Origin of the sequence: Teichococcus rhizosphaerae (genome assembly GCF_002631185.1) — a bacterium.
Lineage (GTDB): Bacteria > Pseudomonadota > Alphaproteobacteria > Acetobacterales > Acetobacteraceae > Pseudoroseomonas > Pseudoroseomonas rhizosphaerae.
Map to the genome: position 1 here is coordinate 137995 of NZ_PDNU01000012.1, position 18310 is coordinate 156304.

General features: G+C 73.1%; 21 protein-coding genes. 12 read left to right on the forward strand and 9 right to left on the reverse strand.

Going from position 1 to position 18310, the window contains the following annotated elements; all coding sequences use genetic code 11:
* Positions 1–80: 80 nt before the first annotated feature.
* A complete protein-coding gene (locus CR162_RS09240) occupies positions 81–941 on the reverse strand; it encodes an NAD(P)H-binding protein (protein WP_099095284.1) in 861 nt (286 codons plus the stop codon).
* 99 nt (positions 942–1040) lie between these two features.
* On the opposite strand from CR162_RS09240, the gene CR162_RS09245 reads away from it, so the two are divergent.
* Together CR162_RS09245 and thiM are read left to right on the forward strand one after the other, a co-directional pair.
* On the forward strand, positions 1041–1571 hold the full coding sequence (locus CR162_RS09245; protein ID WP_099095254.1) for a gamma carbonic anhydrase family protein: 531 nt from the start codon (positions 1041–1043) through the stop codon (positions 1569–1571).
* A gap of 137 nt (positions 1572–1708) precedes the next feature.
* The gene (gene thiM, locus CR162_RS09250) at positions 1709–2542 is read left to right on the forward strand and encodes a hydroxyethylthiazole kinase (RefSeq protein WP_245870224.1); all 834 of its coding nucleotides are present in this window, start codon (positions 1709–1711) and stop codon (positions 2540–2542) included.
* Positions 2543–2558: 16 nt separating this feature from the next.
* Here the strand turns inward: thiM and CR162_RS09255 are convergent, their stop codons facing one another.
* The 3 genes from CR162_RS09255 to CR162_RS09265 form a co-directional block, all read right to left on the reverse strand.
* On the reverse strand, positions 2559–2921 hold the full coding sequence (locus CR162_RS09255; RefSeq protein WP_099095255.1) for a response regulator: 363 nt from the start codon (positions 2919–2921) through the stop codon (positions 2559–2561).
* A gap of 30 nt (positions 2922–2951) precedes the next feature.
* Complete coding sequence (locus CR162_RS09260) at positions 2952–4391, reverse strand: ATPase domain-containing protein (protein ID WP_099095256.1); 1440 nt, start codon at positions 4389–4391, stop codon at positions 2952–2954.
* Between the two features lie 344 nt (positions 4392–4735).
* A complete protein-coding gene (locus tag CR162_RS09265) occupies positions 4736–5242 on the reverse strand; it encodes a YciE/YciF ferroxidase family protein (RefSeq protein ID WP_099095257.1) in 507 nt (168 codons plus the stop codon).
* A 152-nt stretch (positions 5243–5394) separates the two neighbouring features.
* Here CR162_RS09265 and CR162_RS09270 point away from each other — a divergent pair, with 152 nt between their 5' ends.
* The 3 genes from CR162_RS09270 (at position 5395) to CR162_RS09280 (ending at position 7051) form a co-directional block, all read left to right on the forward strand.
* Entirely contained in the window at positions 5395–5580 is a 186-nt protein-coding gene (locus tag CR162_RS09270) for a hypothetical protein (RefSeq protein WP_141563119.1), read from the forward strand.
* Between the two features lie 94 nt (positions 5581–5674).
* On the forward strand, positions 5675–6655 hold the full coding sequence (locus tag CR162_RS09275; protein WP_245870225.1) for a Bug family tripartite tricarboxylate transporter substrate binding protein: 981 nt from the start codon (positions 5675–5677) through the stop codon (positions 6653–6655).
* A 141-nt stretch (positions 6656–6796) separates the two neighbouring features.
* Entirely contained in the window at positions 6797–7051 is a 255-nt protein-coding gene (locus CR162_RS09280) for a GlsB/YeaQ/YmgE family stress response membrane protein (protein ID WP_099095259.1), read from the forward strand.
* A gap of 67 nt (positions 7052–7118) precedes the next feature.
* On the opposite strand, the gene CR162_RS09285 is transcribed toward CR162_RS09280, so the two are convergent.
* From CR162_RS09285 to CR162_RS09305, 5 genes are all read right to left on the reverse strand, one after another.
* A complete protein-coding gene (locus CR162_RS09285) occupies positions 7119–7361 on the reverse strand; it encodes a hypothetical protein (RefSeq protein WP_099095260.1) in 243 nt (80 codons plus the stop codon).
* A gap of 75 nt (positions 7362–7436) precedes the next feature.
* The gene (locus CR162_RS09290) at positions 7437–9035 is read right to left on the reverse strand and encodes an ABC transporter substrate-binding protein (RefSeq protein WP_099095261.1); all 1599 of its coding nucleotides are present in this window, start codon (positions 9033–9035) and stop codon (positions 7437–7439) included.
* Between the two features lie 74 nt (positions 9036–9109).
* Positions 9110–10084, reverse strand: a complete 975-nt coding sequence (gene glk, locus CR162_RS09295) for a glucokinase (protein ID WP_099095262.1) — start codon at positions 10082–10084, stop codon at positions 9110–9112.
* Positions 10081–11031: a 1-phosphofructokinase family hexose kinase gene (locus CR162_RS09300; RefSeq protein WP_099095263.1), complete on the reverse strand. Its 951-nt coding sequence runs from the start codon at positions 11029–11031 to the stop codon at positions 10081–10083. Before CR162_RS09300 ends, glk begins: the two co-directional genes overlap by 4 nt.
* 125 nt (positions 11032–11156) lie before the next feature.
* Positions 11157–12050, reverse strand: a complete 894-nt coding sequence (locus CR162_RS09305) for a universal stress protein (protein ID WP_176559790.1) — start codon at positions 12048–12050, stop codon at positions 11157–11159.
* Between the two features lie 188 nt (positions 12051–12238).
* On the opposite strand from CR162_RS09305, the gene CR162_RS09310 reads away from it, so the two are divergent.
* The 7 genes from CR162_RS09310 to CR162_RS09340 form a co-directional block, all read left to right on the forward strand.
* Complete coding sequence (locus CR162_RS09310; protein WP_099095265.1) at positions 12239–12736, forward strand: Lrp/AsnC family transcriptional regulator; 498 nt, start codon at positions 12239–12241, stop codon at positions 12734–12736.
* A 276-nt stretch (positions 12737–13012) separates the two neighbouring features.
* The gene (locus CR162_RS09315; RefSeq protein WP_099095266.1) at positions 13013–13870 is read left to right on the forward strand and encodes an ABC transporter permease; all 858 of its coding nucleotides are present in this window, start codon (positions 13013–13015) and stop codon (positions 13868–13870) included.
* An 8-nt stretch (positions 13871–13878) separates the two neighbouring features.
* Entirely contained in the window at positions 13879–14616 is a 738-nt protein-coding gene (locus CR162_RS09320) for an ABC transporter ATP-binding protein (RefSeq protein WP_099095267.1), read from the forward strand.
* Positions 14613–15758, forward strand: a complete 1146-nt coding sequence (locus CR162_RS09325; RefSeq protein WP_099095268.1) for an acyl-CoA dehydrogenase family protein — start codon at positions 14613–14615, stop codon at positions 15756–15758. The genes CR162_RS09320 and CR162_RS09325 overlap by 4 nt, the downstream gene beginning before the upstream one ends.
* A gap of 16 nt (positions 15759–15774) precedes the next feature.
* Positions 15775–16878 (forward strand): LLM class flavin-dependent oxidoreductase, encoded by a 1104-nt coding sequence (locus CR162_RS09330; RefSeq protein WP_099095269.1) that lies wholly within the window; start codon positions 15775–15777, stop codon positions 16876–16878.
* Positions 16875–17846 carry an ABC transporter substrate-binding protein gene (locus CR162_RS09335; RefSeq protein WP_099095270.1) on the forward strand — a complete coding sequence of 324 codons (972 nt, stop codon included), beginning with the start codon at positions 16875–16877 and terminating at the stop codon, positions 17844–17846. The genes CR162_RS09330 and CR162_RS09335 overlap by 4 nt, the downstream gene beginning before the upstream one ends.
* Positions 17847–17877: 31 nt before the next feature.
* Positions 17878–18310: cupin domain-containing protein (locus CR162_RS09340; RefSeq protein WP_099095271.1), on the forward strand; the 433-nt coding region annotated here is incomplete at its 3' end.

An 18310-nucleotide genomic window follows, 5' to 3' on the forward strand; every position in this document is an offset into this window, starting at 1 on the left:
CGTGCGGCAGGCCCGCCTTTGTGGCATTTCGTGTCATGCAGGCGACACGCTTCTGGCCTCCGGGGCCGCTCCCCTCGGCCTCAGGGGCGGAAGGTGGCGGCCAGGCCCTCGCGCAGCGGCCGGGGCGAGACCCCCAGCACCTCGCGCATCTCGGCGATGTCGAAGGCCTTGTCCTCGGTCAGGCGGCGCAGCTCGTCCGGGCCGATACGGGGCAGGCCCGGCACCAGAGCGGCCAGCCGCCCCAGCAGGAACAGGGGCGCCAGCGGCATGGGCAGCACCGGCGGTGCCCGGCGGCCTGCCGCACGCGCCACCTTCGCCAGGAAGTCGCGATAGGCAACCGGCTCAGGCCCCGCCACCACCAGGGTGCGCGGCGCCGCCCAGGGACGGTTGAGCGCCGCCAGTAGGCAGGCGGTCAGGTCGTCCTGATAAATGGGCTGCACCAGCGCATGGCCGCCTCCGGGCAGCGGCGCCACGGGCAGGCGGCGCAGCAGCGCGGCGAGGCGCTGGACGTTGTTCTCGCCCTGCGCGCCATAGATCATGGTGGGGTGCAGCATCACCCCCGGCTGCGGCCCGGCCAGGAAGGCGGCCTCGCCGGCCCGAACCCCGTCGCCATGCGCATCCGGCCAGCGGGAGAAGCGGCGGGTGGAGCCGATCAGCACCAGCGTCGCATCCGCCGCCGCCGCCTGCTGGATGGCGGGTGTCCAGCGCGCATGGGCGGTGGAGACGATGCGCCCCGCGCCCTCCAGCGCCGCCTTCAGCGCCGCCGGGTCGCCCAGCTCGGCGAGGCGGGGCTCGACCGGCAGGCCACGCGCTGCCCAGCGTGCCCGGTCGCGCACCACGGGGATGACGCTGTCGCCGCGGGCGAGAAGGGCGCGGCACAGGGCCGAGCCGGTGCGCCCCGAGGCGCCGAGCACGGTGATGGCGGTGCGGGAAGGGGTCATGGCCCCGTCGCTAGAGCCATCGGCGCGCCGCGGCAAGGGCGCTGGACCGGGGCCGCGCCCTGCCGCATCCTGCGCCCTGAGGAAACCACGGGAAATGTCATGCCGATCTATGAACTGGATGGAATCGCCCCCCGCCTGCCGGAGGCTGGCCGCTACTGGATCGCGCCCGACGCGCATGTGATCGGCGACGTGACGCTGGGCGAGGATGTCGGCATCTGGTTCGGCGCCGTGCTGCGGGGCGACAGGACGCCCATCGCCGTCGGCGCCGGCACCAACATCCAGGAGGGCGCCATGCTGCACGCCGATCCCGGCGCGCCGCTGACCATCGGCGCGGGCGTCACGGTCGGCCACCATGCCATCGTGCATGGCTGCACCATCGGGGACGGCACGCTGGTCGGCATGGGCGCCACGGTGCTGAACAACGCCCGCATCGGTCGCAACTGCCTGATCGGCGCCAACGCGCTGGTGACCGAGGGCAAGGAGTTCCCCGACAACTCGCTGATCATCGGCTCGCCCGCCAAGGCGGCGCGGGAGCTGGACGAGGCGGCCATCGCCGGGCTGCGCGCCTCGGCGCAGAACTATGTGAGGAACTGGCAGCGCTTCGCCAGGGGCCTGCGCCGCATCGATTAGGGCAGGTCCGGCGAACGGAGGATGCCCGGGCGCCGGGCGAGAAGCCCGGGGCGGCGGCTTGTGGCGGGCTGGGCGGCGCCGCAACATGGCCGGGATACCCCGGCCCCGCGCGCCGGGACGCCAGAGGAGTTCCACCCGTGCCGGACAACACCGCGACGGAGCTGGCCGCGCAGGCCGCCGCCGCCCTGGAAAGGCTGCGCCAGGCCGCGCCGCTGGTCCACAACATCACCAATGTCGTCGTCGCCAACGTGACCGCCAACGCGCTGCTGGCGGCCGGCGCCTCGCCCGCCATGGTGCAGGCCGCGGAGGAGGTGGCCGACTTCGCGCCGAGGGCCGCCGCGCTGGTGGTGAACATCGGCACGCTTTCCGTGCCGCAGCTGCGCGCCATGCGGCTCGCCGTGCCGGCGGCGCGGGCGGCCGGGCGGCCCTGGGTCCTCGACCCCGTGGCGGCCGGCGCCACGCCCTTCCGCCTCGCGGCGGCGCGGGAGATGGCGGCGCTGCGCCCCGACGTGCTGCGCGGCAACGCCTCCGAGATCCTGGCTCTGGCGGGCGAGGATGGCGCCGCCTCGCGCGGCGTGGACAGCGCCCACCCCACGGCGGCGGCGCATGCGGCGGCGGCGCGGCTGGCCCGCTCGACCGGCGCGACCGTCGCCGTCACGGGGGCGGTGGACCATGTGACGAATGGCGAGCGGGCCGTGGCGGTGGCCAATGGCCATCCGCTCCTGACCCGCGTGACCGGCATGGGCTGCACGGCGACGGCGCTGATCGGCGCCTTTCTCGGCGCCGGCCTGCCGCCCATGGAGGCGGCCACGGCCGGGCTGGCGCTGCTGGGCGTGGCGGCGGAACGGGCGGCGGCGGAGGCGCGGGGGCCGGGCAGCTTCCAGGTGGCGCTGCTCGACGCGCTGCACGGCCTGCGGGCGGCGGATCTGGCCGGCGCCGCGCGGCTCGCCCCTGTTCCCGCCGGGGGCTGAGCCGGCGGCGCCGGCCTCAGCCCGGGCGGCCCACCAGCCGGATGACGGCGTCGACCACCTCGCTGACGACGAAGGGCTTGTCGAAGATGCAGGCGAAGAGGTGGCCGCTCTGCCGGGCCAGATCCGCATGCGCGCCGCTCATGAGGATGATGGGCATGCCCTCGCCATGGCGTCCGTGGATCGCCTGCGCGAACTCCACCCCGTTCATCACCGGCATCATGTAGTCGGTGATGACGAGGGACGGGCGCTCGCGGTCCAGCACGTCGAGGCCCTTCTTGCCGTTGCTGGCGCGGACGACCATGAAGCCCTCATCCTCCAGGGCGAAGGCAAGCACGTCGGTAATGAGGAATTCGTCGTCCACGACCAGGATCGTTGTCATGATGTGGTACCGTCCTGAACGCTCTCGCGGTCAGCTCCCCGCAATCGTGGCGGCACCGGAAAGCACCGACGCCATCCTCTCGAAGCCGCGCCCGAGATGAATGCCGTCGCCGCGAACGGAGAACTCCCGCAGCGAGGAGTCGTAGTCGCTGTCGCGCACCTTCAGGATGCCCATGACGCGCTTCACATCCGCCTTGGCCTCGACGAAGCGGAGCATCAGCAGGTTGTCCACGAGGCTGGAGAGCTCCGGCGCGGGCGCATGGATCTCGGCGCCGAACAGGCTGTTCATCTCCCAGCTCGCCATCGTGGTGACGTGCCGCTCGCGCAGCTCGTTGGCCAGGGCGGCGTGGAAGTCTATCAGGCGCTCCGGGCGGGCGCTCGCGCGGGCCACGCCGCTCAGGCTGTCGATCATCAGCCGCCGCACCCGGCGGCGCTCCACCGCCTGCAGCAGCTTGTGGCCGAGCCCGTCCAGCGAGCGTTCCGCGGATGTCTGCCACAGGACCTCGACCGCGCCCGAGGCGATGAGGCCGCGCAGGTCGATCCCCAGGCTGGCGGCCTTCATGCAGAGCCGCTCCGGCGTCTCGTAGAAGCCGAACAGCAGGCCCGGCTCCTCCGCGCTGCAGCGGGACAGGAAGTGCAGGCCGAGCGTGGTCTTGCCGCTGCCCGACGGCCCCAGGGCCAGCGTGACGGACGCGGATGGCAGGCCGCCGCCCAGCATCTCGTCCAGCGCCGGCACGCCGCTGCTCTCGCGCCTCGTGCCGATCGCCTCCGGCGAGGCGGTGCGGCCCCAGACGCTTTCCAGCCGCGGATGGACGACCAGGCCGTGGCTGGTGATCTCGAAGTCGTGCAGGCCGGGAATGGCGCCGCTGCCGCGCGTCTTGCGCAGGTGCAGGCGGCGGATGGAACGGCTGCCGATCAGCTCCTCCCCCAGCTCGATCACGCCATCGACCATGGTATGCTCGGGGCTGCCATCGTCCAGCCGGGCGCTGGTGAGGAACAGCACGGTGCAGCCGGCGAAGGCGGCATGGCCTTGCAGCTCGGCGATGAAACGCTTGGTGTCGAGCGAGGTCTCGGCGCGCGAGCGGGCGTTCAGCACGCCATCCACCACCATGACCGAGGCCTTCTGGCGGCTGATCTCGCGCCGGAGCAGCTTCACCACCTCATCCAGCCCCTCGTTCTCCAGCGTGTCGAAGGCGCTGACGAACTGCATCTCGGCGCCGATCCTTTCGCGCCTGAAGAACTCCATCGTGGAGAGGAACTGGAAAAGCCGCTCATGCGTCTCGGAAAGCAGCGTGGCGAACAGCACGCGGCCGCCGCGCGCGGCGTGGTGGAAGGCGATCTGGCTGGCGAAGATGGTCTTTCCGGAGCCCGGCCGCCCCTGGACGATGTAGGACGCCCCGGCGACCAGCCCCCCTTTGAGCAGGATGTCCAGGCCGGCGATCCCACTTTCTATGCGCGGTAGCTGTTCCATGAGGCGTTGCCCTGGCTGAGGATCCGGGAGCGGGTCAGGCACGTGCCAGGCCGGGGGCGAGCCCGGCGGGGCCGGGGTGGCGGGGCTTTCGGGCCAAGCCGGAGAGCCACGCCCAGCCATCGTGCTGACATCCCATCCTTCAAGAGACAATCGCCGGCGCCGTCAAGGCCACGCCTCTCTCCAGCCTGCGCCTCAGGCGGCGGAGGCGCGCCGCCCCAGCCTTGCGGAAATTCTGAGAGGCAGGATCGCGGAACCTGCCCCGGCCTCCGCGCCAGGGCGGCGCCGGGGCGCGGAGGGGCGGCTTCCGGGCGTGGAGCCGCCGCCTCGCGGGGCGCGCGGAACCGTCAGGCCGCGCTGCCCACCGCCTGCTGGTTGACGGCGCTCTCGGCCATGTCGTTCAGCAGCGCGTCGGTCTCCTTCTCCTCGGCGAGGGTGGCCTCGATCAGGCCCAGCACGTTCTTGTCGCCGCGCGTCCGGGCCCAGGCCAGCAGGGTGCCGTAGCGGGCGATCTCGTAGTGCTCGACCGCCTGGGCGGCGGCGATGAGGCCGGCATCCAGCACCGGGCCCGGCCCCTGCGCGCTCTCGATCAGCTCCTCGCCTTCCTCGATCAGGCCGTTGATCGCCTCGCAGGTCACGCCCTGGGCGCGCTTGCCGAGCGCCTCGAACACCTGCTGCAGGCGCTCGATCTGCTCCTGCGTCTGCTCGCGGTGCTTGCGGAAGGCGGCCTTCAGCGACTCATCCTGGGCGGCCTTTGCCATCTTGGGCAGCGTCTTCAGGATCTGCCGCTCGGCGTAGTAGATGTCCTTCAGGGTGTGCAGGAAGAGATCGTCCATCGTCTTGATCGCGGCCATGCCGGGGTCTCCTGGTTGGTTCTGCGTCCCCGCAGGGCGGCGCGGGGTTTCCAGCACCAGAACCGCCGGGCGCGGAGCGGGTTCCATTGTCATGCAACCTCAATGCTTTTGGGGGCTTGCAGGAGAAGCAGGACCAGAAGGAGACCGACGGGATGACCGACACCTCAGGCTACCGTTCCGTGCGCCCCGGCAATGTCGGCCCGCATGACGTGAACAAGGACGAGAAAACCAGAACGACGGAGCGCCAGCAGCCCGAGAAGGCCTACAACACCGAGGTCGGCGAGCAGGCCGCCATCACCGGCGCGAAGCGCCCCGCGGGAAAGCCCAAGGAGGGCTGAGACAGGCCGCCGCTTCCATTTCCTCCGCCGGCCCGGTTGCGCGGCTGCGCGCTTCTCTCCAAGCTCGCCGCCCATAAACGGAGGAAACTTAGAAGTGACGGCTCGACTCTACCTCGGGCGCCGCGGCCTGCTCGCGGCGCCGGCCTTTCTGCTGGCCCGGCCGGCCTTCGCCCAGGCCAGCTGGCCCACAAGGGCTGTCTCGATGGTCACCGGCTACGCCCCGGGCGGGCTGACCGACGTCACCACGCGCGCCATCGCGCAGCGCATGGAGGGCGAACTGGGGCAGCCCATCGTGGTCGAGAACCGGGTGGGCGGAGCCACCTCCGTGGCCTCCACCCATGTCGCCCTGGCCGCGCCCGACGGCTACACGCTGCTGATGGGCGCCTCCTCCCTGGCCATCAACCCCGCCCTGCAACCGGAGCTGACCCCGCGCGAGCCGATGCGGGACCTGCTGCCGCTCGGGCTTGCCTACCGCACCGCCTTCGTCCTGCACGTGCATCCCAGCCTGCCGGTGAGCACCGTGCCGGAGCTGATCGCCTATGCGAAGGCCAATCCGGGCAGGCTGAACTTCGGCAGCAGCGGCACCGGCGCCGTGAACCACCTGGCGCTGGAGCTGCTGCGGCAGCAGGCGGGGATCGACGTCGTGCACGTGCCCTATCGCGGCGGCATGCCGGCACTGACCGACCTGCGCACCAACCGCATCCAGGCCATGTTCCAGGCCGCGCTCGAGGCCGCGCCGGTGGTCCGTGAGGGCATCACCCGCGCCATCGCCGTCAGCAGCCGGGACAGGATGTCCCTCTTTCCGGACGTGCCGCCCGTGTCGGACGCGCTGCCGGGCTTCGAGGCGGTGTTCTGGCAGGGCCTCTTCGCGCCGCCCGGCCTGCCCGCGCCGATCGCCAAGCGCCTGACCGAGGTGCTGCGCATCGCGACCGAGGACAGCGGCCTGCGCAGCCGCATGGCGGCGCAGGGCGTGGCCATCGAGACGGGGGACGGGGAGGCCATGCGCCGGATCCTTGCCGAGGATACGCGGCAATGGGGCGAGCTGATACGCCGCGGCAACATCCGCCCGGAATAAAGCCCCTCCCGCGCGCTTCCGCTGACGCTGCCATGCAACCCACCGGCCGCCTGGCGCTTCTTGACCCATCGGGCCGATCCGGCGCGCCGGGAGGCGCCTGGCGCGGGAAGGCCGAAACCCGAGGGGAACAGGACGCAGCGCATGGGCATCATCTGGACCATCATCATCGGCTTCCTGGCCGGCGTCGTCGCGAAGTGGATCATGCCGGGCCGCAACGAGCCGAGCGGCTTCATCCTGACGACGATCCTGGGCATCGTCGGCGCCTTTGTCGCTTCCTATCTGGGGCAGGCGGTTGGCTGGTACCGGGTGGGAGAGGGTGCCGGCTTCATCGGCGCGGTGGTGGGCGCGCTGATCGTGCTGGCCATCTACGGCATGGTGGCGCGGCGCCGCGCCTGAGGGCGGCGCGCGAATGGCGAAGGCCCGGGGGAAGCGATTCCCCCGGGCCCTTTTCGTGCGCCCCGCCTCAGGCGCGGTGGCCGTCGATCGCCGCCTTCATCGGGCAATAGCCCTGCGTGCCGCGCCAGGCGAGATAGGCGCCCGCGCCGAGCGCCACGATGTTGAGCAGGAAGTTCGGCCGCGGCTTGGTGCCCGCCGCCGCCAGCGCCAGCCCGCCCACGACATACAAGGCCTGCTCGCTGAGGGTGAGGTTGCCGGGCCGCCGCTCGGCGGGGCTGTGGTACTCGCGCGGGGTGGGAACCGGGTTCATGCGCGTTCTCCTTGCGTTGACCGCCACTGAACACCCGGACCGGCGCGGGAGTTCCACCCCGCGCCGGCCGCCGCCTCAGGCGCGCCGCATGTTCCACATGATGGCGAAGCCCGGAACGCGCCCCTGCAGGTTGCGGTTGATGGCCGTCATCGACTTGTAGGCGCCCACGGGGATGTAGGGCACCTCGTCCATCACCACGCGCTGGATCTCCTCGGCGATGGTCTTCTGCGCCGCGAGGTCGGGGGCGAGGAACCAGCGGTCGCGCAGCGCCTCCAGCTTCGGGATGTCCGGCCAGCCCGGCCAGGCCGCGGTGCCGTTGCCGCGCAGCGGGAAATGCGCCGCCGGATCGACGAAGTCGAAGGAGGAGAAGGAGGTGAACAGCATGCTCCAGCCGCCCTTGTCCACCGGCTCGCGCGAGGTGCGGCGCTGCACCACCGTGCCCCAGTCGCCGAACACGATGTCCGCGTTCATCCCGAGACGGCGGACCATGTCGGCGCCGACCTGCGACATGGCGGCGGGCGCCAGGATGTCGGTCGGCCCGATCAGCCGCATCGGCTGGTCGGTGTAGCCGGCCTCCTTCAGCAGCGCCTTGGCGCGGTCGATGCTGCGCGGGCCCATCAGCGGCTCCAGCCCGGCCTTGTTGGCCAGCGGCGTGCCGGGGGTGAAGACGCCCACCTCGTCGAAATACAGCGCCGGGTCGGGGCCGACGATGGCGCTCATGTAGTCCGACTGGTTGACCGCCGGCAGCAGCGCCTGGCGCACCTTCTTGTCGTTGAACGGCGCGTGCAGGTGGTTGACGCGCAGGATGCCCACCAGCGGCAGCGGGTCGATCTCCTCGATGGCGAGCTGCCGGCTGCGCTTCAGCAGCATCTGGATCTCGGGCGGCGGCTGCTCGAACCAGTCGATCTCGCCGGTCTGCAGGGCGGCGGCGGCGGTGGAGGCGTCGGTGATGATGTGCCACTCGACGCGATCGAAATGCACCTGCTTCGGGCCCGCCGTCAGGCTGGGCCGGCCCACCGGCGTCGGGCTGTAATCCGCGTTGCGCTCATAGACCACCATGCTGCCCGAGTTGAACTCGTCCGCCTTGAAGCGGAAGGGGCCGCAGCCGGTGGTGTCGCGGATCTGGGTGAAGGCGTCGGTCTGCGCCAGCCGCTCGGGGATGATGAAGGCCGGGCTGTTGCTGACCTGCGCCAGCGCCGCCTTCAGCATCGGGAAGCGCTGCTTCAGGCGGAACACCACGCGCCGGTCGTCCGCGGCCGAGAGCTCCTCGACGAAGGTGGCGAGCTTCTGGCCGATGGGGCTGCGCTTCATCCAGCGCTGCAGGCTGGCCACCGCGTCCTGCGCGCGCACCTTCTCGCCATCGTGGAAGCGCGGACCGTCGCGCAGCGTGACGGTGACGCGCCTGCCGTCATCCTCCTCCACCAGCCCCTCGGCCAGCTGCGGCTGCGGGCTGAACTGGCCGTCCATGCCGAACAGCGTGTCATGGATCATGTAGGCATGGTTGCGGGTGATGTTGGCCGTGGTCCAGATCGGGTCCAGGCTGGTCAGGTTGGCCTGCGGCACCAGCCGCAGCACGCGGTCGCGCGCCGGCTGCGCGATGGCGAAGCGCGAAAGCGGCGCGGCGGCCAGGCCGGCGGCGGCGCCGGCCAGAAGCCCGCGGCGGTGGAAGGTCATGGCTCGTCTCCTGTGGTCTGCGATCACGCTCGCATGGAACAGGAGGGGCGCGCGCTCCGCAAGCGTGCCCGCTCTCAGCGGGGCGGCTGGTAGGCGGCGGCGCCCAGCAGCCCGGCATGCGGCCGCATCACCTGCCACACGGGGACGGGGGACAGGTATCCCGCGAACCGTCCCTTGGCGAGAAAGGCCTCGGCCAGCGCCTCGCGGTCCAGCAGTGGGCCGAGGTTGCGGCACAGCCCGCCGGTGAGGAAGACGCCACCCTCGGTGAGCAGCGTCAGCGCCAGATCCCCCGCCGCCGCGCCGAGCATGGCGGAGAACAGGCGCAGCGCCTGCCGGCTGGTCTCGCAGTCGCCGCCCGCGGCGCGGCGGCTCACATCGGCCGGCTCGCGCAAGGGAAGATCCTGCCCCGCCATCTCGGCCAGCGTCTGGGCGATGTGCAGCAGGCCGGGGCCGGAAACCAGCCGCTCCACCGAGACGTGCCCGCCATGGCGCGCCCGCAGCCGGCGCAGGATCTCGGCCTGGAGGTCGTCCTGCGGCGAGAAGGAGCAATGGCCGCCCTCGCTGGGCAGGATGCGCGGCGGCCGGCCGGGCTCGCGCAGCACGAAGGCGACGCCGAGGCCGGTGCCGGGGCCCAGCACCGCGAGGGGTGCGCCGGGCCTGGCCTGGCCCGCGCGCAGCACCGCCACATCCTCGCCTTCCAGCACGGTCACGGCGGCGGCCTGCGCCACGAAGTCGTTGATCACCGTGAGCCGCTCCAGCCCCAGCGCCTTCTCCGCGGCGGCGATGGAAAAGCGCCAGGGGCTGTTGGTGAAGGCCACCGCATCGCCCAGCACCGGCGTGGCGACGGCCAGCACCGCCTCCCGCACCGCCGCCCGCTCGGCGGGGGGCAGGGCGTCGAGATAGTGCCGCGCCGCCTCGACCAGCCCGGCATGCTCGGCCACCACCAGCTTGCGCTCGGCGCGCGGCGCGCGGTCAGGTCCGTCGGCGGCACCGCTCAGGGCGAAGCGCGCATGGGTGCCGCCGATGTCGCCGATCAGCCGCAGGCTCACAGCGCGTCTCCCTCCATGGCCACGGCCGTGATGCGCCGGCGCAGCGCCGCCACCTCCTCCCGACGGGGATGCGCCGTGCCGGCGTTCGAGACGGCGGCCGCGCCCGCCGCCACGCCCCAGGCGAAGGCGTCGCGCGGCGAGCGGCCCCGCGCCAGGGCCAGGGTCATCGCCGCCAGGAAGCTGTCGCCGGCGCCAACCGCGCCGCGCACCTCCACATCCAGCGCCGGCAGGCGCAGCGTGCCCTCCGGCGTGGCCAGTAGGGCGCCGTCGCGGCCGAGGGTCAGGGCGACCATCTCCACCTTGCCGCTGCGCGCCAGCTTCAGCGCGGCCTTCTCCTGCGCCTCCGGCTCGGGCAGCTTGTGGCCGAGCAGCGCCTCGAACTCGCCCAGGCTCGGCTTGATCAGCGCCAGGCCGCCGGCCTCCAGCGCATCGCGCAGCGCCTCGCCGGAGGTGTCCAGCACGAAGCGCGTGCCCGCCTCCCCCGCCCGGCGGGCGAGGCGGGCGTAGAAATCCTCCGGCACGCCGGGCGCCAGGCTGCCGCTGGCCACCAGCCAGCCGCCGCGCAGTTCCGCGAGCGCCGCGAGCGCCGCCTGCCACTCGGCCTCCGCCATGCGCGGCCCTTCCGCCACGAAGCGGTATTCCTGGCCCGTCGAGCGGTCCAGCACGGTCTGGCTGATGCGGGTGCGGCCGGCGATCGGCACGGTCTGGCGGGGAATGCCCCCCTCGTCGAGCAGATCCTCCAGGAAGCGGCCGGTGACGCCGCCGGCCAGGATCACCGCCAGCGTCTCGCCGCCCAGCTCCTGCACCACCCGCGCCACGTTCACGCCGCCGCCGCCCGGATCCTGCCGCTCGGCGAAGGTGCGGATCTTGCGGATGGGATGCACCGCCGCCGCCTCGCTCGCCAGATCGATGGTGGGGTTCAGCGTCAGGGTGGTGATGCGGGGCATGAGGCTGGGCACTCCGGCTGGACGAACAGGAACGGGTCGGGCAGGTGGGCGGCGGCGCGGGGCGGAACCCACGGCGCCCCCGAGCGGAACGCCCTGGCCCCCGGAAGCGGTTTCAGCGGCGGCCGTCAGTTCGCGCCCTTGCCGGTGGCAGGCTCGCGCACCAGCATCACGTCGCAAGGGGCGGATTGCAGCAGCCAGCCAGCGGTGCTGCCCAGCAGCATCTCCATCAGCCGGCTGCGCCCATGCGTGCCCAGCACGAGCAGGTCGATCCCCGCATGGGGCACATAGTCCTGCAGCAGCCAGCCGAGATTGCCCGGCTCCACCACCACCTCCACCCGGTCGCGCAGCGCCTGCGGGATGGCGTCGTGCGCCAGAAAGGCGCGGCATTCCCCGGCGGCGGCGGCCATGGCCTCCTCCCGGCTCGCGGCGCGGCCCAGCAGGGCGGGGAAGGGGACCTCATGGGCATGGAACAGCGTCAGCGGCAGGTCCGGGAAGAGGGCGGCGGCCGCGAGCAGGGCATGACGCGAGCAGGGGGAGAAGTCGGTGGCCACCAGCACCTGGGCATAGGGCGCGCGGGCGCGCTGGCGCACGGCCAGCACCGGCACGCTGGCCTGCCGCACCACCTCCTCCACCGTGGCGCCCGTCAGCAGCCGGCCCAGCGGCTCGGCCCGCGCGAGGCCGGTGACGATCAGCCCCGCCGCCCGCTGCCGCGCCGTCTCCAGCACCAGCGTGGCCGGGTCGCCATGGCCCACCACCACCTCGGCGCCGCTGCCGGCCAGCTCGGCCTCCAGCAGGGCGCGCGCCTCCGCGTCCGGGTCGCGCGGGCGGCGCCATTCGGGGGCGGTTCCGTCCGGGGCGCGGGGCAGCACCGTGTCGATGGATTCCAGCGCGTGCACCGCCACCAGCCGGGCGCTCCATTGCCGCGCCAGCTGCACGGCGCGGTCCTGGGCACGGTCGCAGCGCGCGCTCAGATCCGTCGCCAGCAGCATGGTGGCGGGCGCCTGGCTCGGGATGGCCATGCGGAAGTCCTTTCCTTGACGCCGCACGCCCCCCGCGTGCCGCCGCCTGATCAGATGGACATATCGTAAGCCTGTCAACCGGTGGTCCTGGCCGGGGGGGTGATCCGAGGATGTGACCCTTGCCAGCCGCGCCCGGCCGCGCGAAAGGCGGCACCGATCGCGGCGTGGCATCATGAAGGGACTTGGCCATGGATGAGGTGGACCGGCGCATCCTCGCCCTGCTGCAGGAGGACGCGACCCTTTCCGTGGCGCAGCTCGCCGACCGTGTCGGCCTTTCCGCGACACCCTGCTGGAAGCGCGTGCAGAAGCTGGAGGCGCAGGGCGTCATCACCCGCCGCGTGGCGCTGCTGGCGCCGGAGGCGGTGGGCGTCGGCCTCAGCGTCTTTGTTGCCATCGAGGCGGGGGACCACACGCCCGAATGGCTGGCGCGCTTCAGCCAGGCCGTCTCCGCCATGCCGGAGGTGATGGAGGCGTACCGCATGGCCGGCGAGGTGGACTACATGCTGCGCGTGGCGGTGGCCGACATGGCGGCCTTCGACGGCTTCTACAAGCGGCTGATCAGCGCCGTGCCGCTGCGCAACGTCACCTCGCGCTTCGCCATGGAGCGGATCAAGCACACCACCGCCTACCCGCTGAACGGCCCCGCCTTCCGCGACCGCGGCGCCGCACCCGCCGCCGAGGAATAACATTCCCCTCTTCCCGCCTGCGGCGGAACGTCCATCCTCCGCGCCGCGGAAACTTTGGGAAACACAACTCTTTTCCCGCCCCCGCGCGGAGCCTAGCTTTTTGCCCATGACCCCGCGCCCCGCCATTCCGCCGATGCGCCCCGCCCCGCCGGGCCGAATGCCCGGCAGCCGCCGCGCCCCGTGTTGCCGGGGCTGAGCGCGGCGACCTCCGGCACCCCATCCCCTTCTTCCGAACCTGCCCGCCAGCGGCCCAGCCAGGGCCGCGAAGGAGCCAGCATGTCCGATACCCAGGCGGTTCCCGCGCCACATGGCCTGCTGCCCGGCCGCGCCGCCGAGGCCGGCCTTCCCGCCGCCGCATCCCCGCGCCGGCTGACGCTCCCGCCCCGGCTGCGCCGCTTCATCTCGCCGCTGGTGCTGGTGCTGCTGTGGCAGGCCGCCTCCATGGCGGGGCTGATCGCGCCGCGCACCCTGGCCGCGCCCAGCACCGTCCTGGCCAGCGCCTGGGAGCTGACGCTGACGGGCGAGTTGCCTTCCCACCTCCTGGTCTCGCTCGGCCGGGTGCTGAGCGGCCTCGGCATCGGGGTTTCCGCCGGCGTGGCGCTGGCGCTGGTGGCCGGCCTTTCCAGGCGCGGCGAGGAGATCGTGGACGCGCCGATGCAGATGCTGCGCACCCTGCCCTTCCTGGCGCTGGTGCCGCTGTTCATCCTGTGGTTCGGCATCGGCGAGACGCCGAAGATCGCGCTGGTCGCGCTCGGCGCCGCCTTTCCGGTCTATCTGACGCTGTTCTCCGGCATTCGCGGGGTCGATCCCAAGCTGGTGGAGGCCGCGCGCATCTTCGGCCTCGACCGGCGCGGGCTGATCCGCCACGTCATCCTGCCCGGCGCGCTGCCCTCCGCCCTGGTCGGGCTGCGCTACGCGCTGGGCAGCGCCTGGCTGAGCCTGGTGATCGCCGAGCAGATCAACGCGACCGCCGGCATCGGCTTCCTGATCAACGACGCGCGGGAGTTCCTGCGCACCGACGTCATCGTTGTGGGCCTGCTGGTCTACGCGCTGCTCGGCCTCGGCGCCGACGCGCTGGTCCGGCTCGTCGAGCGCCGGGCGCTCGCCTGGCGCCCCAGCCTGGTGAAGGAGTGACCGCCGCCATGGCCCCCGCGAACAACCCCGCGCACAACGCCGCCCCGCTCCGCGTCCGCAACCTGACCCGCCGCTTCGGCGCCAACACGGTGCTGGACGGGCTGGACCTCGACCTCGCCCCCGGCAGCTTCACCGCGCTGCTCGGCCGCAGCGGCTCCGGCAAGAGCACACTGCTGCGGACGCTGGCGGAGCTGGACCCGGTGCCCAAGGGCGCCCGGCTGGACCTGCCGCGCCCGGTGGCCGTGGCCTTCCAGGAGCCGCGCCTGCTGCCCTGGAAGACGGTGTGGCAGAACGTCGCCCTCGGCCTGCCCGGCCGCGAGGCGCGGAGCCGCGCCGAGGCCGCGCTGGAGGAGGTGGGGCTGAGCCACCGGGTGGAGGCCTGGCCCGCCACCCTCTCGGGCGGCGAGGCGCAGCGCACCGCGCTCGCCCGCGCCCTGGTGCGCTCGCCGCGCCTGCTGCTGCTGGACGAGCCTTTCGCGGCGCTGGACGCGCTGACCCGCATCCGCATGCACGCGCTGGTGCTGGAGCTGTGGCGCCACCATGGCCCCACCACCCTGATCGTGACGCATGACGTGGACGAGGCCGTGCTGCTGGCCGACCGCGTGCTGGTGCTGGAGAATGGCCGCATCGCCGAGGATGTGGCGGTGGAGCTGCCCCGGCCGCGCCGCCATGCCGACCCCGGCTTCGCCGCGCTGCGCCGCCAGCTGCTCGGCGCCCTCGGCGTCGCGCTGGAGGAGGCGGCGTGACCGACGGCCTCGCGCAATCCGCGCCGCTGGCCGAGCTGGTGGGCGCCTTCGCGGCCGGCGCCGCCGCGCATGACCGCGACGGCAGCTTCCCGCACGGGAATTTCGCCCGGCTGCGCGAGGCGGGGCTGCTCGGCCTGACCGTGCCGCGCCGCTGGGGTGGCGAGGAGGCGGGGCTGGCGCGCTGCGCCTCCGTCATCGGCGCCATCGCCGAGGGTTGCCCGGCCACCGCCCTGGTGCTGTCGATGCAGTTCATCCAGCTCCGCACGCTGCTGGCCGACCCGGCCTGGCCCGAGGCGCTGCGCGCGCGGCTGGCGCGGGACGCGGTGGAGGAGGGGGCGCTGTTCAACGCGCTGCGGGTGGAGCCGGAGCTCGGCACGCCGGCGCGCGGCGGCCTGCCCGCCACCATCCTGCGCCGCGCGCCGGAAGGCTGGCGGCTGTCGGGGCGCAAGATCTACTCGACCGGCGCGCCGGCGCTGCGCTGGATGCTGGTCTGGGCCCGCACGGACGAAGACAGCCCGCGCACCGGCCTTGCCCTGGTGGAAGCCGGCGCGCCCGGCCTCCGCATCGAGGAAAGCTGGGACCAGGCGGGGCTGCGCGCCTCGGGCAGCCACGACGTGGTGTTCACGGACACGCCCGTGCCGCTGTCGCATGCGCCGGACCTGCGCCCGCCCGCCGACTGGGCGCGCCCCGATGCCGCCATGGCCGCCTGGAACACGCTGCTGATCGCCGCGCTCTACACGGGCGTGGCCCGCGCGGCGCGGGGCTGGCTGGTGCGGTTCCTGCGCGAGCGCGTGCCGGGCAGCCTCGGCGCGCCGCTCGCCACCCTGCCGCGCATGCAGGAGGCGGTGGGGCGGATCGAGGCGCTGCTGCTGGCCAATGAGCGGCTCGTGGCCGCCGCCGCCGCCGCGCAGGATGCGGGGGAGGGGCCCTCCGCCGCCGAGAGCGGCCTGCTCAAGACGCTCGCCGCCGAGAACGCCATCCGGGTGGTGCAGGAGGCCGTGGCGCTCTGCGGCAACCATGCCCTCGCCCGCGCCAACCCGCTGGAGCGCCACCTGCGGGACGTGCTCTGCGCCCGCATCCACACCCCGCAGCCCGATGCCGCCTACACCCTGGCCGGGCGCCTCGCCCTGGGCCAGGCCTGATCCACGGAGGAACGCCATGACCGACCGGCTCGAATTCATCGGCATGATCCAGCCGCGCCAGCAATCGGAGATCCACCCCGCCAGCGGTCCGGCGATCGACCCGGGCTACCTGCGCGCCTCCGCCCAGGCGCATGACCAGGGCGGCTTCGACCGCATCCTGATCGGCTGGTACAGCAACGGGCCGGACGGGCTGCTGCTCGCCACCCATGCCGCGGCGCATACCGAGAAGGTGGGCTTCCTGGTCGCCCACCGCCCCGGCTTCCAGGCGCCCACCACGGCCGCCCGGGCCTTCGCCTCGCTGGACCAGCTCAGCAACGGACGCGCCGCGCTGCACGCCATCTCGGGCGGCGACGACACCGACCAGGCGCGCGACGGCGACTGGCTCGGCAAGGACGACCGCTACGCCCGCACGGACGAGTATCTCACAATCCTGAAGTCCGTCTGGAGCGGCAAGGGGCCGGTGGACCACGAGGGCGAGTATTACCGCATCAAGGGTGCCTCGCCTGAGGTGCGCAGCGTGCAGCAGCCGCGCATCCCGCTGTATTTCGGCGGCGCCTCCGAGGCGGCGCTGCGGGTGGCCGGCAGGCACGCCGACGTCTATGCCCTGTGGGGCGAGACCAAGGCGCAGGTGCGCGACATCGTGGCCCGCGTCCGCGCCGAGGCGGCGAGGCACGGGCGCGAGAACGAGGTGCGCTTCAGCCTGTCCTTCCGCCCGATCCTGGCGGAGACGGAAAGCGCGGCCTGGGAGAAGGCGGAGCGCATCCTGCACCGCATCCGGCAGGTGCGCGGCCAGGCGGCGCTGGGCGCCGGCGGCGCGGCGCCGCAGAATGCCGGCTCGCAGCGCCTGCTGGACGCCGCTGCCCTGGGCGACCGGCCGGAGGGCCGCCTCTACACCGCCATCGCGCGCGAGACGGGCGCGCGCGGCAACACCACCGCCCTGGTCGGCACGCCCGAGCAGGTCGCGGAAGCGTTCCTCGAATATCATGAGCTCGGCGTCACCACCTTCCTGATCCGCGGCTTCGACCCGCTGGAGGACGCGGTGGAATATGGCCGCTCCCTGCTGCCGGCGACCCGCCGCCTGCTGGCCGAGCGGCTGCGCCGGAAGGACCTCGCGGCATGAGCCTGCATCTTCCCCGCCGTTCCCTCCTACTGGGTGCCGCCGCTCTGGCGGCGCCGCTGGCCGCTCCCCGTATCCTGCGCGCCCAGGCGCCGCTCCGCGTGGGCGACCAGCGGGGCAATGCCCGCGCGGTGATGGAGGCCGCCGGCGTGCTGAAGGAGATCGAGGGCCGCATCGCCTGGAGCGAGTTCCCCGCCGCCGCGCCGCTGGTGGAGGCGCTGAACGCCGATGCCATCGACACCGGGCTGGTGGGGGACGCGCCCTTCACCTTCGGCGCCGCCGCCGGCGTGCCGGCCAAGGCCATCGCCGCCACGCGGCAGAGGCAGGACGGCCTCGCCATCCTGGTGCCGAAGGACAGCCCCGCGCGGAGCTTCGCCGACCTCAGGGGCAAGCGCATCGCCACGGGGCGCGGCTCCATCGGCCACCAGCTCGTGCTGGCGGCGCTGGAGGCCGGCAAGCTGCCGCAGGATGCCGTCACCTTCGTGTTCCTGCTGCCCTCCGATGCCAAGGCCGCCTATAGCAGCGGCGCGGTCGATGCCTGGTCCACCTGGGAGCCCTATGTCTCGCAGGAGGAGGTGCTGGCCGGCGCCCGCCGCGTGCAGGACGGCAACGGCATCACCCCGGGCCTCAGCTTCCAGGCGGCGCGGGACGACGCCATCGCCGGCCGCCGGCCGGAGCTCGAGGATTTCGTCCGCCGCCTGGCGCAGGCCCGCGCCTGGGCGAACGAGAACATCCCCGCCTACGCGAAAAGCTGGTCCGAGCTGATGAAGGTGCCGGAGCCGGTGGCCGTGCAATGGTTCGAGCGCGCCCGCACCCGCGTCGTGCCGATCGACGACCAGGTGGCGGCGGACGAGCAGGGGAATATCGATCTTTATACCCGCGCGGGGCTGGTGCGGCGGCGGGTTCGCGCCGAGGATATCCTTGACCGGAGCTTCGCGGCCGCCATCGGCGCCGGCAACACGCCAAGCTGAACGCGGCCGCCTGACCGAGAGGAGCGACACCATGCCGCATGACGGCCATGAGCACAGCCATGAGATCCCCGAGGATGGCTGGAAGCACAGCGGCGTCCGGGTGATCCCGGGGGACAGCCTGGACACCAACACCGCCAGCACCCCGGGGATGAACCGCGCCGCGGCCATCAACGCCGCGCGGGTGGGGGCACAGAAGATCTGGGCTGGCACGGTTCACATCCATGCCAACGCCAAGACCGGCGCGCACCACCACGGGCCGCTGGAGAGCGTGATCTACGTGGTGAAGGGGCGCGCCCGGATGCGCTGGGGCGAGAAGCTGGAGTTCGTGGCCGAGGCCGGCCCTGGCGACTTCATCTATGTGCCGCCCTATGTGCCGCACCAGGAGATCAACGCCTCCACCGACGAGACGCTGGAATGCGTGCTGGTGCGCTCCGACAACGAGGCGGTGGTGGTGAACCTCGACA

Coding starts and splice junctions, on each gene's coding strand:
- CR162_RS09255 (WP_099095255.1), bottom strand. CDS start 2,921: ATGACAACGATCCTGGTCGTGGACGACGAATTCCTCATTACCGACGTG.
- CR162_RS09300 (WP_099095263.1), bottom strand. CDS start 11,031: ATGCCCCGCATCACCACCCTGACGCTGAACCCCACCATCGATCTGGCG.
- CR162_RS09330 (WP_099095269.1), top strand. CDS start 15,775: ATGACCGACCGGCTCGAATTCATCGGCATGATCCAGCCGCGCCAGCAA.
- CR162_RS09245 (WP_099095254.1), top strand. CDS start 1,041: ATGCCGATCTATGAACTGGATGGAATCGCCCCCCGCCTGCCGGAGGCT.
- CR162_RS09280 (WP_099095259.1), top strand. CDS start 6,797: ATGGGCATCATCTGGACCATCATCATCGGCTTCCTGGCCGGCGTCGTC.
- CR162_RS09320 (WP_099095267.1), top strand. CDS start 13,879: ATGGCCCCCGCGAACAACCCCGCGCACAACGCCGCCCCGCTCCGCGTC.
- CR162_RS09315 (WP_099095266.1), top strand. CDS start 13,013: ATGTCCGATACCCAGGCGGTTCCCGCGCCACATGGCCTGCTGCCCGGC.
- CR162_RS09290 (WP_099095261.1), bottom strand. CDS start 9,035: ATGACCTTCCACCGCCGCGGGCTTCTGGCCGGCGCCGCCGCCGGCCTG.
- CR162_RS09285 (WP_099095260.1), bottom strand. CDS start 7,361: ATGAACCCGGTTCCCACCCCGCGCGAGTACCACAGCCCCGCCGAGCGG.
- CR162_RS09335 (WP_099095270.1), top strand. CDS start 16,875: ATGAGCCTGCATCTTCCCCGCCGTTCCCTCCTACTGGGTGCCGCCGCT.
- CR162_RS09240 (WP_099095284.1), bottom strand. CDS start 941: ATGACCCCTTCCCGCACCGCCATCACCGTGCTCGGCGCCTCGGGGCGC.
- CR162_RS09305 (WP_176559790.1), bottom strand. CDS start 12,050: ATGGCCATCCCGAGCCAGGCGCCCGCCACCATGCTGCTGGCGACGGAT.
- CR162_RS09260 (WP_099095256.1), bottom strand. CDS start 4,391: ATGGAACAGCTACCGCGCATAGAAAGTGGGATCGCCGGCCTGGACATC.
- CR162_RS09270 (WP_141563119.1), top strand. CDS start 5,395: ATGACCGACACCTCAGGCTACCGTTCCGTGCGCCCCGGCAATGTCGGC.
- CR162_RS09265 (WP_099095257.1), bottom strand. CDS start 5,242: ATGGCCGCGATCAAGACGATGGACGATCTCTTCCTGCACACCCTGAAG.
- CR162_RS09310 (WP_099095265.1), top strand. CDS start 12,239: ATGGATGAGGTGGACCGGCGCATCCTCGCCCTGCTGCAGGAGGACGCG.